Genomic DNA, 20,220 nt, shown 5'->3' on the forward strand with positions numbered 1-20,220 from the left:
CGCACCGCGTTCCAGTCCTGCTCGTTCCAGGTCAGGGTGCATTCGTCGCCAGCGCCGCCGCTCACGTATTCGAAGGCCATCGGCGACATGCAAGCCCGAGCCGCCATCTGTATGTCGGACAGACTGGCAAGTGGCGTATTCACAAGCACTTGTGATGATTCATCCATGCTGCTCTCCGGAGGTTCTCTGGGGACCCATGCAATGGGGCGCAGGTGTCAACGTTCAGCAATCTCTGTTGATGATTTGTTTACCAATGGTTGTTTCGACATGCAATATCTCTTAGTGTTGAGATACCCACTCAACAGGAGAGCTGTACATGTCCATTGAAGGGAAGGTGGTTCTGGTCACCGGCGCGGCGCAGGGCATTGGCCGCGGCATCACGCTGCGTCTCGCCAAGGACGGCGCCGACATCGCGCTGGTCGACCTCAAAGCCGATCGCCTCGCGGGCGTCGCCGCCGAAATCGAGGCCCTGGGCCGCAAGACGGTTACCATCACGGCCGACATCAGCAAGCGCGACGATGTCTACGCCGCCATCGACAAGGCCGAACAGGCACTCGGCGGCTTCGACGTGATCGTGAACAACGCCGGCATCGCGCAGGTGAACCCGATTTCCGAGGTCACGCCGGAAGAGGTCGATCGCATTTTCCGCATCAACGTCGACGGCGTGCTCTGGGGCATCCAGGCGGCGGCAGCGAAGTTCCAGGCGCGCAAACAGAAGGGCAAGATCATCAACGCAGCGTCCATTGCCGGCCATGATGGCTTCGCGATGCTGGGCGTGTATTCGGCCACCAAGTTCGCCGTGCGTGGTCTCACACAGGCCGCCGCGAAAGAGTACGCCAGCGCTGGCATCACGGTGAACGCGTACTGCCCCGGCATCGTCGGCACCGACATGTGGGTGGAGATCGACGAACGCTTCGCGGCCCTCACCGGTGCGAAGAAGGGCGAGACCTACAAGAAGTACGTGGAAGGCATCGCACTCGGTCGCGCGCAGACGCCGGACGATGTGGCGTCGCTCGTGTCCTTCCTGGCGGGTTCCGATTCAGACTACATCACGGGACAGGCCATCCTCACCGACGGCGGCATCGTCTACCGCTGATCGTATGTGGCCGGAGTTCACGGTGCCTCAGCGGGCCGTGAACTCCGAGTAGGCGGACTTGAGCGCCGTACTGCCGGATACGAAGCCGACGCGCGTGACCACGAACATCTGGCCCTTGCCAGCATCGACACGCTCCGGACGCCACGTGAGGCTGAGCGCCGTCGCACCGACGATGGCGCCCATCAGCGGCAGGTTGGGCCGACGTGCACCGTCGGCATTGCGCACGACGAGCGTGTTCACCACACCGCACGTACCTGCCGCGCCGACGCGCCGAAAGAATCCGTGCCCGGATGACCGACGCGCACCGGGGCAGGTCATCGCCACGCCCTTCCATGGCATCGCCGCCAGGAGCCCTAGGCGCATCGACTCCTCAACAGCGGCAAACCCCACCTGATCGGCGAGGCGCGAGCCATATCCATACCAGGTGCGCTTCCACTGCACCGGCATGGCGGTTGCCTGGTTGAATGTCGACGCGCCGACCGCGCCGGCTGCCATCAGCAGATAGCGATTGCGGGTGGCGTGCGGATCGGGGGCCGCACTGTCAGACGAAGCGGCCGGCCCGGGAACAGCGGGTGTGTCCGTGGTGGTCTGTGCGCGAAGCTCCCCTGGCGCCACAGCCAATACACCAATGGCGGCCGCGCCAAGAGCGCGCCGGCACCTGCGCAAACTGTAACTGGTCAACGAGCGGGCGGTGCGGGGGGCAGTTTCTGCGCACCCGACGGCACCGGCGGCATTGCGCTGGCCGGCTGCGGCGCGCCGGCAGTAATGGCGAGACGCACCCGTTCCGCCTGCGTGCCGTTCACGTCGAACAGCACGGCAATGAGATTGGCCGACCGCACGCCTTCGAACGGCGGCGCAGGCCACGCACCGATCGAGTCGTCGGGCGGCGTCATGCGAATGCGATGCAGCTTTTCCGTGGCCTTGGCCCCGGCGGCCGAGTCGGGGAAGTAGAAGGCTGCCATGGTGGCCACCCGTCCGATGCGGTAGCGCACACCGGGTTCGGCGAAGTAGGGCACCCGAATCGTGTCGAGCACCTTGATGGGAATGCCCGCCTTGTTGATGCGGTCCTCGAGTGCGCACCCCTTCCAGGTACCGTCTTTGGGGCAGGCGGAGTCGCTGGGCGTGAGCGGCCTGGCCACAGGCGGCAGCTGCGCGACGGCGACCGTGCTGTCGGCGGCCTTTGTGTCGCCTCCGCAGGCGACGGTGACAAGTGCGACGGTGGTGAGTACGCCGAGTCGGGTCATGAGGCAGGGCAGTGTGTGATACACGCCTTCAGACTACCACCGGGGATTCGGGCGACAAGGCCGGTTGGTGCGATGTACCGCACGCCGCCTGATCCGTTTGTGGCGCAGGACCGGGCCAACAGCGGACAAAAGTGCCCGGATTTCACCTGCTATATTCGGCTTTTGTTCGTAAAACCCGTCACATTGCCGAGAGCGCACCGGACTTTGTGCGATTTGTGCACAGATTGTCGTCAATTATCGCGGGTGGAATTGGGTTCACGATCATATGTCGCCATATTTCTTCCCGAATTGCACGAAACCGGTGACACCGGATTTACAGCCGTCGGAACCACAGCCCTACGCCCATGTCGACCAACAATCGTTCGCGCAGCGCAGCCATGCGCGAAGTCACGCATCGCCCGGTTCGCATCACCACGCGCCCTGACTCCAACGGTGTGCAGCAGCCCACCAGCGTGTGGTTCGGGATGAACACCTTCGGGCTGCGCGACATGCGCGCCAAGCTCCCGAAGGACGTCTACAAGAAGCTCGCCGCCTCCATCCGCCTCGGCAAAAAGCTCGACTCCGAAATCGCGCCGGTTGTCGCGCAGGTCATCAAGGAGTGGGCGCTGTCGCGTGGTGTCACGCACTTCACGCACTGGTTCCAGCCGCAGACGGGCCTCACGGCGGAAAAGCATGACGCGTTCCTGAACTTCGACGAAAACAAGCTGCCGATGGAGACGTTCACCGGCGAGCAGCTCATTCAGTCGGAACCGGACGCCTCGTCGTTCCCGTCGGGCGGGCTGCGCGCGACGTGGGAAGCGCGCGGCTACACGGCGTGGAATCCGGGATCGCCGGTGTTCATCAGCGAGACGGGTGGCGTGAAGTACCTCTGCATCCCGTCCGTCTTCATCGGCTACAACGGTGAAGCACTCGACGAGATGACGCCGCTGCTCCGCAGCTCCGACGTACTCTCCGCGGCGACCATCAAGCTCCTCGAGCTCATGGGCGACACCGGCGTGCTGCGCGTGAACACCACGCTCGGCGTGGAGCAGGAGTTCTTCCTCATCGACCGCGCGCACTTTGCGCTGCGCCCCGACCTGGTGATGGCCAACCGCTCGCTCGTCGGCGCGCCGCCGCCACGTGGCCAGCAGCTCGAGGACCACTACTTCGGTGGCATCCCTGAGCGCGTGCAGGCTTGCATCAGCGAAGTGGAGCACGAGCTCTACAAGCTCGGCGTGCCCATCGTCACGCGTCACAACGAAGTCGCGCCGTCGCAGTTCGAAATGGCGCCGATCTTCGAAGACTCCGACATCGCCGTCGATCACAACCACCTGACCATGGCCGTGCTGCGCAAGGTCGCACTGCGTCATGGGTTGCAGGCCATCGTGCACGAGAAGCCGTTTGCCGGCATCAACGGATCGGGCAAGCACTGCAACTGGTCGCTGGCGATCACGTCGGACAACAACCTCGACGGCACGAACCTGCTCAAGCCGGGCAAGACGCCGCACCAGAACCTGCGCTTCCTGATCATCCTCGCGGCCGTGCTGAAGGGTGTGCACAAGCATGCCGGTCTGCTGCGCGCGGGCATTGCCACATCGGGCAACGAGCACCGTCTCGGTGCCAACGAAGCACCGCCGGCCATCATCTCGGCGTTCCTGGGCAAGGGCCTCACGCAGGTCATCGAAGACATCGCCGGTGGCAAGACGTCGCCGACGAACGCCGAGCAGGCGATGCTGAAGCTGGGCGTGGCGAAGCTGCCGGAAGTGGAGCAGGACAACACCGACCGCAACCGCACGTCGCCGTTTGCCTTCACGGGCGCGAAGTTCGAGTTCCGCGCGGTGGGTGGTTCGCAGAGCATCGCGTTCCCCGTCATGCTGCTGCAGGCCGGTGTGGCTGAAGCGGTCATCGAGCTGACGGAAGCACTGGCGAAGGAAATCAAGACGGCCAAGAGCACGGACGACGCCGTACTCAAGGTCGTGCGCAAGGCGTTCAAGGAAACCACCGCGGTGCGCTTCGAAGGCAACAACTACTCCGACGAATGGGTGGTGGAAGCCAAGAGCCGTGGTCTGCTCAATCTGCGCCGCACCCCCGAGGCGATGGCGCAGCTCAAGACCGACTCCGCCAAGGAACTGTTCAAGAGCACGGGCATCCTCACGGACGTCGAACTCGAAAGCCGCTACCATGTGCGCCTCGAGCGCTACGTGAAGGACATCCTCATCGAGCTGCACACGTTGCAGCAGATGATCGACACGCAGGTGTTGCCGGCGGCGTACGCGTACATCGCGCAGCTCGCTGGCGCGGCGGGTCAGGGTGCGACCGCTGGTATCAATATGCAGCCCATCGTCGACGCGGCGAACGCGACCTCCAAGCTGGCAGCGGCCGCGCAGAAGAAGCGGGCCGAACTGGCCAAGGTGATCGCCAAGGCGGAAGCGATGCACGACGACCTCGACGCGCAGGCCGTGTACCTCACGAGCACCGGCTGCGAGACGATGGAGGAAGTGCGTGAGACGAGTGATGCGCTCGAACTCTCCATTGCGGATGAGTTCTGGCCGTTGCCGCGTTATCGCGAGATGCTCTTCCCGGTCTGATCCGGGCGCTGCATACTTGTCAGGCTCACCCAACACCCCGCGTCGACTTCGTGTCGGCGCGGGGTGTTGTCGTTTGCGGACGTCGCCGCGTGTGATGGATCACGACACAGGTAACGTTGCGCGTGTTCTGGCTTGCGAACGTCGCCAACGCGCTTCATGCTCTCTCCATCCGCGAGTGTCTGGAGGAGAGCGTGGCAACGACTGACTACGGTGCAACCGTCACCGAGATCGTGCGTCAGTGGGATGGCGTGGAGGTCCTGCCCCACCGCTTCGGTGGTGTCGAGTATCGCGTTGGCAAACGCGAGATCGGTCATGTGCATGTCGGCAACGTGGCCGACCTTCTCGTATCGGTGCGCATGCGCCGCGATCTCGTGGCCGCTGGTCGCGCATCGGCACATCACACGCTGCCGCATTCGGGGTGGATCAGTTTTCGCATTCGCAGCGAACACGATGTACCCGCAGCTGTCGAGCTGTTTCGACTCAACTATGATCGACTCTGCGGCAATGTGCTCAAGCCTCCCATGAATCAGGTGCTCGGCCGCGCGTCACTGCTGGCGGATCGCAGTGTGGACGACTTGCCGGCTTGAGCTGCTGGTACAGCGGGACGAACACAGATCACGCAGATTGAAAGAACAAAAGCACAGATACAGCGGCGGTGATATCACGGAATCCCGTGCATCTTCGTCATGCGGTATCTGTGCTTTTCTTATTGGAATCTGTGCAATCCGTGTTCCCCCCGCTGTTCCCTTAGCGCGGCACCTCGTGCCGTTCGCCGACCAGCACCGAGTCCTGCTGCGGCCTGGGGGCCATCAGTTGCGTGACAAAGCGCTGGCCTTCGGAGATGCGCTCCACTTCGACCGCGATGGTGTCGATGGCCTGCTCCATGCGCTCGAGGCGGGCGGCGCTTTCGAGCACCTGCGGTGCCGGCTTTGGCTGACTGGCGCGACGCATGATAGAACGCGCATACGCCATTGCGATGGGCATCAGCACCGTGACGGTGAACACGATGGAGATGCCGGTGACCTGGCCTGATGTCAGAAAACCTCCGATGCGTGGCGGCTCCTGCGTCTCGGCACGCGAAAGCGGCGCCCGGGCGAGTTCACGGCCATTGGCCGCGATATCCTTTTCGATCTGTACAATGCGCTCGTCGAGCACCGCGAGGCGCTGTTCGACGCCCGTGCGGGCAATGCCCTCCGGACTGGTGCGCAGCTCCTTCACCATGTCCTCGCGCCGTCCCTGAGCCGAATTGAGCTGATTGGACAGCTCGGACCGACGCGCCTTCAACGCGGCTGCGTCAGCGGCAGTCAGCGGCCGGTTGTCCAACTGGATCGTGGCCCCGCCCACCGTAACGGCCGAGGGCGGCTGGGGTGCCGGTGGTGCGGCCGGCGTCGTGGTAGCTTGCAGGAGAGCCATACAGGATCTTACGCGCCCGACCGCGCCACGGTTACATCCGTCGCGATTTCCCGGAGGACCCGATGACGAGTCACGTCACCCCAATCGACGCCAGTCACCCCGGCACGACTGAGGCCGCCGCCCACCATCTGCCCCTCCGTCAGGAGTTCCTGCAGGACGAAATCGACGCCCTCATGCCCCAGGTGGTGACCTGGCGTCGACACCTGCACATGCATCCGGAAGTCGCGTTCGAGGAGGTGCGCACGTCACAGACCATCTTCGATGTGCTGTCGGCAATCGAGGGGCTCTCGGTATCCCGTCCGACGCGCACCAGCGTGCTGGCCGAACTGCGAGGCCAGCTCACCGGCCCCACCATCGCGGTGCGCGCTGACATCGATGCGCTGCCCATCCTGGAGCAGAACGAGGTCGAATATCGGTCGCGCGCCGAAGGTGTCATGCATGCCTGCGGCCACGACGGGCACACCGCCATCGTCCTCGCGCTCGCCACGCTGCTGGCTCGCCACCGACAGGCGCTGCACGGCACGGTGCGTTTCATCTTCCAGCATGCCGAGGAACTCTCACCGGGCGGCGCCGAAGAATTGGTGCAGCAGGGGGTGATGAACGGCGTGCAGCAGGTGATCGGACTGCATCTCTGGTCACCAATGCCGGTGGGTCGCATCGGGCTCATCTCCGGGCCCGCCATGGCCGCGCCAGACACCTTCCAGTGCACCATCGTCGGACGTGGTGGTCACGCCGCAGCACCGCACGAAACGGTCGATCCCATCGCCATCGGCGCGCAGCTCGTGACGGCGTTGCAGCAGGTGGTATCGCGCACCGTCGACCCGCTCGATCCCGTGGTCCTGTCGGTCACGCAGTTCATCGCCGGCACGGCTTTCAATGTCATCCCGGGTTCGGCCTATCTCGCGGGCACGGTGCGCACCTTCGACGCAGCGCTGCGGGCCGGGATTCCCGCGCAGATGGAACGCATCATTGCCGGTATCACATCGGCGTTTGGCGCCACATATGAATTCGGTTACGAGCTGGGCTACCGTCCGGTGGTGAACGATCCGGCTCTCACGGCGCGCCTTGCCACTGTCGTTGAGGACACCTTCGGCATGGACACGCTCGTCGACATGCGTCCGTCGATGGGCGGTGAGGATTTCTCGGCCTATCAGCAGCGTGCACCGGGCGTATTCGCCTTTGTCGGAGCGCGAAATGAAGCCGCGGGGATCATGTATCCACATCATCACCCGCGCTTCCAGATTGATGAGGCGTCATTGGCGATCGGATTGCGTTACCTCACGGCCGCCTCACTCGACCTTCTTACGAACCCGTAAGTCTGCATCCACCGGCCAGTTGTTCCGCGCGCGCGGAGGCACATCGGTGGTCGATGTGCCTCTCACCGCCCGGACCAATGCGCCGTTATGTGTTGCTGATGTGCCTTGCCGTTGTCGTCGTCGCCACGCCATCGGGCGCGGAGGCGCAGCGACTGCGTGATCGCATTGCCCAACTCTTCATGTTCGGCGATCCCTCGGCCTCTTCCTCGCCGGGCGGCGTGCACCAGCATGGCTCGCACATCATCACCGCACCCGACCTCTCCGGCGCCGCCGCGATCGGTTTTCTCGGCAGCACGATGGCCAATGCCGTGGCCAATATCCCCATTGGCGCCACCACCAGCGGCGAGACATTTCGCTTCGAAGGGGGCATCCCCGTCAGCACCGCCACGTCGGCCGGCCCCATCTTCGCCGAGCGCGGGCAGACGCTGGGGCGTGGTCGCATGCTCGCCGGACTCAATCGCAGCAGCTTCCGATTCACGTCGCTGCGCGGCAAGCCGATGTCCGACATCGGACTGGCATTCCTGCACGAAAACGTCGACTACCCGGGCTGCGACGCTGAGCAGGGTGGCAAGGATTGCACGCAGTACGGTGTGCCGGGCTACGAGAACGACCTGACGCGCTTTTCGCTCGACCTCGATCTCGCGGTGGACGTCACCACGTTCTACACGACCATCGGGCTCACCAATCGGGTCGACTTCGGCATCGTCATCCCCATGCAGCAGGTGTCCTTTCAGGGCACCAATGCCGCGCAGATCGAGATTCACGGCAACGGACCGGCCACACACTACTTCGCGGGCACGCCGACCAACCCCGTGCTGCAGGCGACGAGCATGTCGCGCGGACGGGCCTTTGGCGTGGGTGACATGGCCGCCCGCCTCAAGGTGAACGCGTTCTCCACCGAGAACAGCGCCGTGGCCCTCATCGCCGACGCCCGCTTCCCCACCGGTGACGTGGACGATCTGCTTGGACTCGGCCACTTCGTCCTGCGCAGCCAGGCCATCATCTCGTCGCGATTCGGCGCCTTCTCGCCGCACCTCAACACCGGATTTCTCTATCGGGCTGGGGAGGCGCGCAATCATGCGGTGATGGCCACGGCGGGATTCGATCACCTGCTGGGCCCCAAGGTGACTCTTGCACTCGACCTGGTGAGTGAATTTCAGGTCGGCGGAGACTTGCTGGAATTGCCTGGCCCTGTCACCTTCGACGCGCCCTTCCGTCGCATCGTGAACCCGACGTCCATTCCCGACATCCGTGATGACCTGATCAACGGATCGGTGGGCCTCAAGTTCGCGCCGACGCGCGGTCTCATGCTGGTCACGAATGCCATGGTGCCGCTCAATTCAGGCGGTATGCGTGCGCCCTACACCTGGACGCTGGGTGTCGAATACGCGTTCTGAAATCCGATCCTCCACTGCCCTCCACGCACCCTCCATGCGCCGCCCCAGGCTCCTTCCGCGAAACACGTCTGCGCTGACCATCGCCCTGGCTTCGGCCATGACGATCGCTGCGCTTCCGGCCACTGCGCACGCGCAGCGCCTGCGCGACCGCATCTCGCAGCTCTTCATCTTCGGTGATGGCGAAGAGCCGCTGTTCCTGGCCGGTTCTGCCACGTCGTCCAATCCGGCCAGCGTGCGCGCGCACGGCACGCACTTCATTCCGTCGTCGCAGGCGGAGAACGGTTCCATCATCGGCTTCATCAGCAGCGCGCTGGCGGCGTCGGTGTCCAATGTGCCGATCGGCGCCACCACGAGCGGTGAGACGTTCCGCTTTGAAGGTGGCGTGCCGGTAAGCACGGCGACCTCGGCCGGCCCGATCTTCGCCGAACGCGGTCAGACGCTGGGCCGCGGCCGAGTGCTGACCGGCGTGAACCGCAGCACGTTCAAGTTCTCGACGCTGCGCGGACGACCGCTGTCCGACGTGGGTCTCGTGTTCACGCACGAAAACGTGGACTACGACGGCTGCGACGCCGAACAGGGCGGGCAGGATTGCAGCAAGTATGGCGTGCCGGTGCTGGAGAACGAGTCGATGAGCTTCAATCTCGACCTCAACATCGCGGTGGACGTGACGTCGTTCTACACGACGTTCGGCATCACCGACCGCATCGACTTTGGCGTGGTGGTCCCGCTGCAGCAGACGTCATTCACCGGCACGAGCTTCGCGCAGATCAGTCCATTCGGTGGCACATCGGCGGCCCACTTCTTCTCGGGCACGCCCACCGATCCGGTGCTGCAAGCCACGAAGACGACCAAGGGCAATACGTTCGGCATCGGCGACGTGGCGGCGCGTCTCAAGGTGAATGCCTTTCAGTCGCAGAATACGGCCATCGCGTTTCTGGCTGACGCCCGTTTTCCCACGGGAGACGTGGAAGACCTGCTGGGTCAGGGTCGCTTTGCGCTACGCAGCCAGGCCATCATGTCATCGCGCTTCGGTGACTTCTCTCCGCACGTGAACGCCGGCTTCCTGTATCGCGCGGACGAGACGCAGAACCACTCGGTGCTGGCTACGGCGGGTTTCGATCACCTGCTGGGCCCCAAGGTCACGCTGGCGGTGGATATCGTGAGCGAGTTCCAGGTGGGCGCGAGCAAGCTGGTGTTGCCGCAGCCGATCTTCTTCGATTCACCCTATCGTCGCAGCGTGAACCCGACGTCGATTCCGGACATTCGCGACGACCTGATCAACGGGTCATTCGGCTTCAAGTTCCTGGCCTCGCGCAACGTGATCGTCGTGACGAATGCGCTGCTGCCGCTGAACCGCGGTGGCATGCGTGCCAATCAGCTCTGGACGATGGGGCTCGAGTACTCCTTCTGATCATACCGGTTGAGAGATCAGAGGTCTGACGGGCGCCCTGCGGGCGCGATAACGGCATGATGGGAGGGAAAAAAGCAGGACGATTCCGGTGGCGCGAGAGTGGTGCGCGCTTTGGGATCGTCCTGCTTTTTCCATATGTGTGTGCTGCGATTTTGTGCGGCGTCGACGTTTTCCTTCAGCGCACGCTGGTCAGGCGCCAGTTGTCGCCATCGCGCTCGAACTGGGCGCGGAAGGAGACCATTTGCACTTCCTTGCGGCCGCTGCCACCGATGAACTCGTAGGTGCCGGTCACACGGCCGTCGGCGGTGCGGTCATGCACTTCGAGCCCGCCCAGGATGAGTGACGCGGTGAGCGACTTCGTGGACGAGAAGAAACGTTCGAAGCCTTGCTGCTGATCGCGCGAGATGCCGGGGTAGGCGGCGCGCACCGAGTTGATGTCGCGTGACGAGATGGCCCGCGCATATCTCGCGATGAGGTCCCGCAGCTCGTTCTGCGACGAGCGTGCTTCGACGACGGGAGCTGCGACAGGCGCGCTGGTGGGCGGTGCGGTGACCGTCGGCTCCACCACCGCAGGCGTGCTGGGTGCCTGCTGAACGGGTGCCGGCTGCACAGCGGGGGCATTCGTCGACGGCGCGGCGCCAGCAGATCCCGGTGCACTGCCGGAAGACGATGGCGTCGTGTTGACCCCGGCCCGCGCTTGTGTCTGCGGAGGCGTGACCGGCGCACGGCCTTGGGTCGCTGACGCAGTCGCCGTGTTCGAACGTGGAGGCTCGGACACGGGCGATGCAACCGCACCATTCGATGATGTGCCGCTGGTCGGCGCACCGTTCGATGCGCTCACTGCCGCATCGGATGCACCGGTCGTGGCGCTGGAGGCAGCATTCGGAGTGGCGTTGGCATTCGCACCCGTCGAGGGCGCGTCGGCCTGCGCGATGACCGCGTCAGCCTCGGCTTCTGCCGCGCCACCTGAGCTTCGCATGAATGCAAAACCTGCCACGGCGAGCACGCCCACGGCCGCGATGCCTGACACGAGCAGGCGACCGGTCTTGTTGGCCGGCGCTGACGCTGGTGCGGTGGCGGGAGGTGGCAGTGTGCGATTGCGTGCGGCAGACGCGGCCTCACGCGCAGCCGCTTCACGCGCCACATCAGCACCCTTCGCCGCCACCTTGTGCGCCAACGTCTGACTGAGCGCCAGTGAATCGTTGTACGGCGCACCGCTCAACGACGCACGTACCGCCGTGAGCGCCTGCGCCATCTCGATGGCCGACTCATAACGCGCCGCGGGATCCTTGGCCATCGCCTTCATCACCACAGCATCGAGCGCGCGCGGCAATCCTGACTTGATCTCGCTCGGTGGAGCGGGATCGTTTTGCACAACGCTGAACAGCAGCGCATGCAGCGTATCACCCAGGAACGGCTTCTGGCCCGTCAGCACTTCGTAGAGTACGGCGCCCATCGAGAAGATGTCGCTCGATGCCGTCACCGGCTTACCGGAGATGTATTCCGGCGCCATGTAGTTCGGCGTGCCGATCATGACACCGGTCTGCGTCATCTTCTGGGACTCGAGATGCGCGACGCCAAAGTCCATCAACTTGCCGCGCGGCTCCGGCGTGACCCGAATGTTCGCCGGCTTGAGATCGCGGTGCACAATGCCGTGCTGGTGCGCATACGCCAAACCCGCCAGCACATCGATCATGATTTCGAGCCGCGCCTGCAGCGTCAGGCCATGCGGCTCGGCCAACAGCGTCTCGAGGTCCTTGCCCTCGACGTACTCCATGGCGATGAACAGGTGGCCATCGAGTTCGCCGAAATCGTAGATGGTGACCACGTTCGGGTGCTGCAGCGAACCGGCCGACTGCGCCTCGCGCAGAAAGCGATCGCGCAGGCTCTGATCCCGCGCGATCGTCGCATTCATGACCTTGATCGCGACCAGTCGATTGAGCACGGTATCGCGCGCGCGATACACCGCGCCCATGGCTCCTTCACCGGCCAGGTCGAGGATCTGGTACTTCCCGATCGCAATCGGTTCGTTCGGCGTCGTGGGCAGGGTCATGCGGAGGGATCGGACAGGTGCGGCATGTGGCGCGACAGCAGAATTCGCTCATCCGAATGACGAATGACGAGCACAACAGTCAACTTGCCTGCTCCCGTCTGGGGCGCAAGGCGTGCTATTGCGCGGCCGGCAGGCCCCGAAACAGAAACTCCAGGGTGTTTCGTCCCATCACGCGGGCCACCTGATCGGGCGTCATCCCCGCCTTGAGCAGCCCATCGGTGATAACCAGAACACCGCGTGTATCGAAGGGTGTACGAGTCGCCCCGTCGAAATCCGAGCCCAGCGCCACGTGCTGTACGCCCATCACCGACACCGCGTGCTGGATTGCTTTCACGATGTTCTCCAATGTCGGCTCGCATACGGCCCCGTCCCAGTAGCCGATTCCTATCAGGCCACCATTGGCGGCGATGGCCCGCAATTGGTCATCGGTCAGGTTGCGCGGACCGGCGCAGGTGGCCGCCACGCCGGTGTGCGACACCACCACCGGGCGCGTCGCCATGGCCAGCACTTCGCTGATCGTCTGCTGCGAGGAATGCGCCAGATCGACGATGATGCCGAGTGCTTCCATGCGCTGCACCACCTGACGTCCCAGTGGCGTCAGGCCACCGTGCGTGACGCCGTGCGCACTGCCGGCCACTTCATTGTCGAAAAAGTGGACCAGACCCATCATGCGATAGCCCGCGCCGAAGAGCACGTCGACGCTTTCGAGCTTTCCGTCGAGAGCGTGCAAGCCTTCGATGGCAAGCAACGCCCCAACCTGAGCGGGGTCACCACGGCGTCGATCGGCAAACGCCGCCAGTGAATCACGCGACGTGATCAGCGTGAGCTGTCCCTGCGATCGCAGCACGGCATCCTGCAACCGCTCCGCCTGATACAGCGCCCGCGCCCGCAGGCTGGTGCGCGTTTCGCTCGGCCACCGCTGCGCCATGGCAAGCAGCGTGATGTTGTCCGTCTCGCCCGTGTTCTGGTCGTAGTTCATGCCGCGCGGGGTCTTCGTCACCGCACTGAACACCTGCAGCGCCACGTGGGCTTCCTGCAGGCGCGGCAAGTCCACATGTCCACGCTTCACCCGCTCGAGCAAGTCACGGCCCCACAACAATTCGTCGGCGTGCAGATCGGCCACGAACAGCGTCCGGTGCAAGGCGGCGGCCTGTGGTGACACGGGCGGCAGCGTGGTGCTCACCACCGTATTCATCTGACTGTCGACGACGCGCGGCACCACCAGATGAAAGATCACCAGGGCCGCGGCGGCGAACACCAGCACACCCAGCCCCACACGCTTCCAGCGTGAGCCCGCGCGGGTCGTCATCATCAACGGAGCCCTCGTGGCATTTCCTGACCGTTCATCTCCCGTGGATTGGGTGGTGGCGTGCCGGGATCTTCGCTGCGCAGATCACCGCAGCGATCGATCGCACTGCTGGACTTGGGATCGATGGTATCCGGCAACGCCGCGCGGTCCACCCGCATGGTGTCATTGCGCGTCTGCGCTTGCGCATAAAAACCCTGGCACCAGGCGCGCACCGTGTCGATGCGGGCGAGACGCTGCACACCCACATCGGCCGCCGCACTGAACATGCGCCATGCCACAAATCCGATCACCAGCGCCATCACCAGCGTGAACAGCGCCGCCACCGGCGGACGTCCGCTCGTTGTCCCCTCACTCATTCCACCGTCCTCAGGAACTTCGGCGCCCGTCGTGCCGCAGTCTGTTGTTCGAAGTCATACCCATAACCCAGCAGCTTCGCCTCGCTCCAGGCGAGACCGATGAAGCTGATGCCCAGTGGCAGCTCGTGTACGTATCCCATGGGTACCGTGAGCGAGGGATAGCCCGACACGGCGGCCACCGACGAGTTACCACCGCTGTACTTGTCGCCGTTCACATGATCGGTCACCCACGACGGTCCATTGGACGGCGCCACGAGGGCATCGAGCTGGTGCTCGCGGAACAGCGCATCGAGTCCCTGCTCACGTGCGAAGCGCCGGCACAACTCGAGCGCGCTCCGATAGGCCGCATCGTCCAGCGTGCCCTTGGCCTCGGCCTGCTCGAACAGCTCCTGCGCGAACCACGGCATTTCCTTGTCGGCGTGTTCGCGGTTGTACGCGATGAGCGCCGAGAGTGTCTTGTGCGCCACCGTGTCGCCACGTGAGGCGAGGTAGCGATTCAAGCCGTCCTTGAACTCGTACAGCAGCACCTGCAGTTCGGCGTCATCGTACTTGCCCACCGTGGCCACGTTCGCCGGGTCCACGATGATGGCGCCGGCGGCGCGCAGCGTGTCGATGGCCTTGTTGAAAGCCGCATCGGCGGCGCCATTGAAGCCGGCGAGATTGCGGCCCACACCGATGCGTGCGCCCTTGAGTGCGCCTTTCACGAGTGCGGCCGTGTAGTCAGGCGCGGTGGCCGGCGCGGCGCTGGTCGCGGCATCCTGTGCATCGGTTCCGACGATGGCCTGCAGCAGCGCTGCCGCATCGGACACGGTGCGTGTCATCGGGCCGGCGGTGTCCTGCGTGGCCGAGATGGGGATGATACCGGTGCGACTGACGAGACCCACGGTGGGCTTGAGGCCCACGAGTCCGCAGATGGAGCTGGGACAGATGATGGACCCGTCGGTCTCGGTGCCGATGCCCACGGTGGCCAGGTTGGCCGCGATGGCCGTTCCGGTCCCGGAGCTCGAGCCACACGGATTGCGATCGAGCGCATAGGGGTGCTTCACCTGCCCACCGCGTCCGCTCCAACCACTCGACGAACGCGTGGAGCGGAAGTTGGCCCACTCGCTCAGGTTGGTCTTGCCGATGATCACCGCGCCGGCTTCGCGCAGCCTGGTCACCACATGCGCATCGCGCTGCGCCGGCTTGCCCACGAGAGCCAGCGAGCCCGCGGTGGTCTGCATGCGATCGGCGGTGTCGAGATTGTCCTTCACCAACACCGGAATCCCATGCAGCGGGCCGCGCACTTTTCCGGCCTTGCGCTCGACGTCCCGCTCCTCGGCGATCGCGAGCGCATCGGGGTTGGTCTCGAGCACGCTGCGCAATGTCGGTCCCGATGCATCGACCGCGGCGATGCGCGCGAGATACGCCTCGGTGAGCGCCTTGGACGTGAGCGTGCCACGCTGCATTTGCTCCTGCAGCGACGAGATCGTGGCTTCGTTGTGCGCAAACGAAGGCTGACCGTCGCCACTCGCATTGGGCGTGGTGCCCGCTGTGCCCTGAGACGGCGGTGCATCACCAGCACAGGCCACACCCGTCACCGCAGCCAGTGTGGTCAATCCTGCCGCCGCCATGAAACGGCGACGGTCGATGGCGCTGCTTGCTTCGCGTTCGGATCGGTCAGATCGCATCGAGTGCCCGCGCGAGATCGCGCACGAGATCGTTCACATCTTCGAGGCCCACACTGAGCCGGATGAATCCTTCGCTCACCGCATCACCACCCCACCGCGCACGCCGTTCAGCGCTGGTGTGCAAGCCGCCAAAACTGGTGGCTTCGTAAATGAGCTCGGAGGCCGCAAAGAACCGCGTCACGGCTTCGGCACTGGGCAGCTCGAAGCTGATCACACAACCGAAGTGCGACATCTGGCGTGCCGCGAGAGCATGTGACGGGTCGTCCTGCAGCCCTGGATAGCGCACCCCTGTCACACCCACGCCATTGCGCGCCCGTTCGGCGAGAAACTCCGCCACCACCTGCGCCGAGCGACACTGCTGCATGAGTCGCACGTGCAGCGTGCCCAGCGAACGATGGGCCAGCCACGCTTCCATCGGCCCGGGGATCACGCCCATGCGCGTCCGCCACATCCGCAGCGCGTCGACATGGGCGGCATCCCGCACGGCCACATGTCCGAGTACGATGTCGCCATGTCCCGTCATCGCCTTGGTGTCCGACACCACGCACACGTCGGCGCCAAGTGCGAGCGGCTGCTGCAGCAGCGGCGTGACGGTGGTGTTGTCCACCACCACGATGGCGCCCAACGCGTGCGCGCGCGCCGCAATGGCGGCGATATCGCACACATCGAGTTGGGGATTGGTGGGCGACTCCAGCCACACCATGGCCAGCGGCTCGTTGCGCGCTTCGAGCGCGCGCAGAATGCCATCGTTGGCGGTGGGCGCCTGCAGCACCTGCATGCCCTGCGACGCAAACCATCCACCGGCAAATGGCTGTGTGGCCATTACACGCGTGGTGTAGTAGCACTCCGCGGCCATCAGCACCGTGCCACCAGGCGGCACCAGCGTGGCCAATACCGCAGCCGTCGCGGCCATGCCACTCGGAAACAGCACACACGGGCCACCTTCGAGCGACGCCAACGCGGACTCGTATCCCTTCCACGTCGGATTGTCGAACCGCCCGTACGTGAACGGCGACTGCGTGGGATCACCGGGCGCGTGATAGGGCGCCGCAAACACCGGCCCCGGGAGATACGGCGTGCCCGGCACGACATCGGGCAGTCCGGCACGCACCACCTGCGTGGCACCCTGCCACTCCGCGTTCTGCGGCGTGCCGGGTCGAGGAGATTCAGACATGCGCGTTATCAGCCCTTACGCGGATAGCGTGTTTCGTCCAGCGGCTCGGCTTCTTCGATCAGCATCACGGGCACACCGTCTTCGACGCGGTACACCAACTGGCTTTCACGGCACACCAGCACTTCCGGCGGGCCGACGTGATACTCGAGCGGTGCCTTGCTCTTGGGACACACGAGAATCTCGAGCAACGCAGGGGAAAGACTCATGGGACGCAGCGGTGAGAGTGACAACAAGTCGCGCAGTCGGCCCGCATCACGAGGACGTCGGACGGTGATGACGGGGTGCGTCGTCGGTGAAAGCGAGGCGCGGCCCACCCAACAGTTCCACGCAGTACGGTACCGCCGGCCAGACAGCGCGCAGGCACTCTTCGATGGCCACCGGCTTGCCCGGCAAATTGATGATCAGCGACGCACCACGCGATCCGGCGACCTGTCGTGACAGAATGGCCGTGGGCACCGTTTTCACCGACACGGCGCGCATCTGCTCGCCGAAACCCGGGAGCAGGCGATCACACACCGCCATCGTCGCTTCGGGTGTCACGTCACGGGGGGCGGGGCCTGTGCCGCCGGTGGTGACGATGAGTGGACAGCGCACCCCGTCGGCCAACTCGCGCAACGCGGCCTCGATGGCGGGCTGTTCATCGGGCACCAGCCGGTAGACCTCCTGCCACGGCGTCGCAATCCAGCGTGTGTACACATCGCGGATGGCAGGGCCGGACTTGTCCTCGTACACGCCCGTGCTGGCGCGGTCGGAGATGGTGACGATGCCGAGGGAGATCATCGCTCCAAGTTACCATGCCGGCCTTACCGGTGCGCGACCCGCCCCACGCGTATGGTCAGCGGCCAGACAATGCGCACCGTGGGTGTCTCCGGCCAGGCCGCCGCCAACGCGGCCGCACAGGCAATCAGCGGGTCGGTCTTGCGGGCCGCGCGGCAGCGGGTGATCGCCGACCAGGTCCCCAGAAAACCCAACAGCTGATCCCGAGACCAGTCAGCGTACATCTCGTGCGCGCCGATATCGATGGCCGTGAAAGGAAACGCCAATTCGGCGTAGTGATTGTCCACATGCCGGCGTTCGGGCGGCCACCAACCCTGCATCTCGGCATCGAGGGCGTTCACCACGTCACCCACCGCGGGGTGGTCGGGCGTGGTCATCAGCGCATACGACCATTCGGCGATCACGCCGCCCGGCATGAGCACGCGCGTAGCTTCCTCGTGGAACGCGTCCACATCGAACCAATGCAGGGCCTGCGCCACCGTGATGAGCGCCGCGCTGCCAGTCGCGAGCCCGCTGTCCTGCGCCGGTGCGACGTGGTACGTCACGCGCGGGTGCGGCTCGGCGTTCTGCACCTGAGCCGCGCTCACATCTGTGCCGTGCACCTGTTCGAACCATTCGGCCAACGCCACACTTGCCTGCCCGGACCCGCAACCGCAGTCCCACGCGAGACGGTGCGCTGGCGCGGCATTGGCGAGTGCCCGGAACAACGACGCGGGGTAACGCGGACGAAACGTCGCGTACCCCGCGGATACAGTGGAGAAATGATCACCCCGGACGGCCGACACGACGCGCGCCGGTCAGCGCGCCGGCATCGCGGCACAGGTCGTGGCGCCAGGAGCGTCCGGAGCGCCATACGATGAGGTGAGCACCTGCGTCGGGCGTCCATCACGCGCGGGCTGCACGACGAACATCGTCGCATAGCTCGAGTCGCACAGGTCGGGCAGCTTGGCTCCACCGAGTGCAGTGACGATGGCCGGGACGGTGTTGCTGTGTCCCACCACGAGCACCACGCCGCTGGTCTTCATGACCGCGTCCGCGACGTTTTTCACATGCGCGCCGGTGAGCGCAATGACGGTGGGCGTCACGCCCGTGCGCTTGGCAACCACGGCAGCCGTTTCGGCCGTGCGCTTGGTGGCCGACACCACGATGGTGCCCGGCGTGACGCCGGTCAGTGCCTTCTCGAGGGCCTCGGCGCGCGCCACACCGGCTTCGCTGAGCGAGGGATCGTTGGCGGGTGTGGGCTGCTTTTCGCCATGACGTACCAGAATCACCAGCGATGGCTGCGCTTCGACCCGGGCGGGTACTGCGACCAAAGCCCCCACCACGCCCAGCAGTGCCACACCGCGCGTCACCTGCTTCCACGACATCATCGATCCCATCGTCATCATTTCGGGTTCTCCCTCAACAGATTGTGCCGGCACGCGGCACCCGTGGTTCCTGACAACAATTTACCCGTCAGCGGGCCCGCCGCTCGCGATCGAGCAGGACCCGCTTGCGATCGAGCCCCCAGCGATAGCCGCCCAGCGAGCCATCGCCACGCAGCGCGCGATGACAAGGAATGAGCACCGCGATGCGATTGGCGCCACAGGCCGTGCCCACGGCCCGCACCGCGCGCGGATGACCGATACCGGCGGCAAGTTCGGTATAGCTCACCACCTCGCCGGGCTTCAGGTGCATGAGAAAACGCCACACCTTGACCTGAAACGCGGTACCCCGCACATCCAGCGGTAGCTCGGGCCGGGGAGCGCCTTCCACCATGTGCGCATCGAGCGCCGCCATCCAGGCGTCCAGCGGCGCGCGGGCCGCCTCACCAGCCGGCTCGAGTGTGGCCTGCGGAAACTCCGCTCCCAAGCGTTCCACCAGCGCGGCTTCGCTCTCGCCGAACTCCACAAGACATACGCCCCGTGCCGTGGCCGCCATGAGCAGCAGCCCCAGTCCGGTCTCGCGCACGGCGTAGGTGATGATCTCGCCTGCACCGCCGCTGCGGTACGCCGAGGGCGTCATGCCAAGTCCGCCGGTGACCTGTTCGTAGACGCGACTGGTGCTGCCGTAGCCGGCACCGAACGTGGCATCGAGCACGGCTTCTCCGTCGCGCAGTCGCCGCTTGAAGCGTTCGAGACGCTGCGCCGACTGATACGCCTTGGGACTGACGCCGATCACCTGCGTGAACGTGCGCTGCAGATGCGTCGCGCTCATCCCGGCCTCGCGCGCGAGTGCTGCCAGCGGCAACGGCGCATCGGCGTGTGCCGCGATGTGCTCGGCGACCCTGTGCATGCGCGCCGCAACATCAGGTGACGGCGCGGCCGGACGAACGGCAGGCGGGGACGAACGGCGGGAAGATGTCATGGCGTTGGCAGTCAGGAGAAATGTGGCCGCGATCATGACCGAAACCAATGCGTGCCCCAATGGCCGCGCGCTCCGAATCTTGCGATGCGCA

The 20,220-nt window shown here is 65.1% G+C and carries 19 protein-coding genes; 6 read left to right on the top strand and 13 right to left on the bottom strand.

Annotation, left to right across the window (positions count from 1 at the left end):
• Window positions 1–316 precede the first annotated feature (316 nt).
• Entirely contained in the window at window positions 317–1,096 is a 780-nt protein-coding gene (locus VGE27_RS01400) for an acetoin reductase (RefSeq protein ID WP_331047838.1), read from the top strand.
• 27 nt (window positions 1,097–1,123) lie between these two features.
• Here the strand turns inward: VGE27_RS01400 and VGE27_RS01405 are convergent, their stop codons facing one another.
• Together VGE27_RS01405 and VGE27_RS01410 are read right to left on the bottom strand one after the other, a co-directional pair.
• Window positions 1,124–1,711, bottom strand: coding sequence for a hypothetical protein (locus VGE27_RS01405; RefSeq protein ID WP_331047839.1), 588 nt, complete (start codon window positions 1,709–1,711; stop codon window positions 1,124–1,126).
• A gap of 62 nt (window positions 1,712–1,773) precedes the next feature.
• Window positions 1,774–2,340, bottom strand: coding sequence for a hypothetical protein (locus VGE27_RS01410; protein WP_331047840.1), 567 nt, complete (start codon window positions 2,338–2,340; stop codon window positions 1,774–1,776).
• 344 nt (window positions 2,341–2,684) lie between these two features.
• Here VGE27_RS01410 and VGE27_RS01415 point away from each other — a divergent pair, with 344 nt between their 5' ends.
• Both VGE27_RS01415 and VGE27_RS01420 read left to right on the top strand, forming a co-directional pair.
• The gene (locus tag VGE27_RS01415; RefSeq protein WP_331047841.1) at window positions 2,685–4,907 is read left to right on the top strand and encodes a glutamine synthetase III; all 2,223 of its coding nucleotides are present in this window, start codon (window positions 2,685–2,687) and stop codon (window positions 4,905–4,907) included.
• Between the two features lie 191 nt (window positions 4,908–5,098).
• Window positions 5,099–5,494: a luciferase family protein gene (locus VGE27_RS01420; RefSeq protein ID WP_331047842.1), complete on the top strand. Its 396-nt coding sequence runs from the start codon at window positions 5,099–5,101 to the stop codon at window positions 5,492–5,494.
• 160 nt (window positions 5,495–5,654) lie between these two features.
• On the opposite strand, the gene VGE27_RS01425 is transcribed toward VGE27_RS01420, so the two are convergent.
• The gene (locus tag VGE27_RS01425; protein WP_331047843.1) at window positions 5,655–6,320 is read right to left on the bottom strand and encodes a hypothetical protein; all 666 of its coding nucleotides are present in this window, start codon (window positions 6,318–6,320) and stop codon (window positions 5,655–5,657) included.
• A 173-nt stretch (window positions 6,321–6,493) separates the two neighbouring features.
• On the opposite strand from VGE27_RS01425, the gene VGE27_RS01430 reads away from it, so the two are divergent.
• From VGE27_RS01430 to VGE27_RS01440, 3 genes are all read left to right on the top strand, one after another.
• The gene (locus tag VGE27_RS01430; protein WP_345787961.1) at window positions 6,494–7,636 is read left to right on the top strand and encodes an amidohydrolase; all 1,143 of its coding nucleotides are present in this window, start codon (window positions 6,494–6,496) and stop codon (window positions 7,634–7,636) included.
• Between the two features lie 98 nt (window positions 7,637–7,734).
• Window positions 7,735–9,033, top strand: a complete 1,299-nt coding sequence (locus VGE27_RS01435; protein ID WP_331047845.1) for a transporter — start codon at window positions 7,735–7,737, stop codon at window positions 9,031–9,033.
• Between the two features lie 34 nt (window positions 9,034–9,067).
• A complete protein-coding gene (locus tag VGE27_RS01440) occupies window positions 9,068–10,444 on the top strand; it encodes a hypothetical protein (RefSeq protein WP_331047846.1) in 1,377 nt (458 codons plus the stop codon).
• A gap of 175 nt (window positions 10,445–10,619) precedes the next feature.
• Here VGE27_RS01440 and VGE27_RS01445 read toward each other — a convergent pair whose 3' ends face one another.
• The 10 genes from VGE27_RS01445 to VGE27_RS01490 all read right to left on the bottom strand — a co-directional run bounded on the left by VGE27_RS01445 (window position 10,620) and on the right by VGE27_RS01490 (window position 20,057).
• Window positions 10,620–12,497, bottom strand: coding sequence for a serine/threonine-protein kinase (locus tag VGE27_RS01445; RefSeq protein ID WP_331047847.1), 1,878 nt, complete (start codon window positions 12,495–12,497; stop codon window positions 10,620–10,622).
• A gap of 115 nt (window positions 12,498–12,612) precedes the next feature.
• Window positions 12,613–13,809, bottom strand: a complete 1,197-nt coding sequence (locus VGE27_RS01450) for a dipeptidase (RefSeq protein WP_331047848.1) — start codon at window positions 13,807–13,809, stop codon at window positions 12,613–12,615.
• Entirely contained in the window at window positions 13,809–14,162 is a 354-nt protein-coding gene (locus VGE27_RS01455) for a hypothetical protein (RefSeq protein ID WP_331047849.1), read from the bottom strand. Before VGE27_RS01455 ends, VGE27_RS01450 begins: the two co-directional genes overlap by 1 nt.
• Window positions 14,159–15,832, bottom strand: a complete 1,674-nt coding sequence (locus VGE27_RS01460) for an amidase (RefSeq protein ID WP_331047850.1) — start codon at window positions 15,830–15,832, stop codon at window positions 14,159–14,161. Before VGE27_RS01460 ends, VGE27_RS01455 begins: the two co-directional genes overlap by 4 nt.
• Window positions 15,822–17,006 (bottom strand): cystathionine gamma-lyase, encoded by a 1,185-nt coding sequence (locus VGE27_RS01465; protein ID WP_331047851.1) that lies wholly within the window; start codon window positions 17,004–17,006, stop codon window positions 15,822–15,824. Before VGE27_RS01465 ends, VGE27_RS01460 begins: the two co-directional genes overlap by 11 nt.
• Window positions 17,007–17,014: 8 nt before the next feature.
• Entirely contained in the window at window positions 17,015–17,212 is a 198-nt protein-coding gene (locus VGE27_RS01470) for a Trm112 family protein (protein ID WP_331047852.1), read from the bottom strand.
• A gap of 46 nt (window positions 17,213–17,258) precedes the next feature.
• Window positions 17,259–17,786 (bottom strand): molybdopterin adenylyltransferase, encoded by a 528-nt coding sequence (mog, locus tag VGE27_RS01475; RefSeq protein WP_331047853.1) that lies wholly within the window; start codon window positions 17,784–17,786, stop codon window positions 17,259–17,261.
• A 23-nt stretch (window positions 17,787–17,809) separates the two neighbouring features.
• Window positions 17,810–18,568: a class I SAM-dependent methyltransferase gene (locus VGE27_RS01480; protein ID WP_331047854.1), complete on the bottom strand. Its 759-nt coding sequence runs from the start codon at window positions 18,566–18,568 to the stop codon at window positions 17,810–17,812.
• Between the two features lie 12 nt (window positions 18,569–18,580).
• Window positions 18,581–19,171: a histidine phosphatase family protein gene (locus VGE27_RS01485; protein ID WP_331047855.1), complete on the bottom strand. Its 591-nt coding sequence runs from the start codon at window positions 19,169–19,171 to the stop codon at window positions 18,581–18,583.
• 67 nt (window positions 19,172–19,238) lie between these two features.
• On the bottom strand, window positions 19,239–20,057 hold the full coding sequence (locus tag VGE27_RS01490; protein WP_331047856.1) for a methylated-DNA--[protein]-cysteine S-methyltransferase: 819 nt from the start codon (window positions 20,055–20,057) through the stop codon (window positions 19,239–19,241).
• Window positions 20,058–20,220: the final 163 nt, after the last annotated feature.

It is taken from the genome of Gemmatimonas sp. (assembly GCF_036405635.1).
Taxonomy (GTDB): domain Bacteria; phylum Gemmatimonadota; class Gemmatimonadetes; order Gemmatimonadales; family Gemmatimonadaceae; genus Gemmatimonas.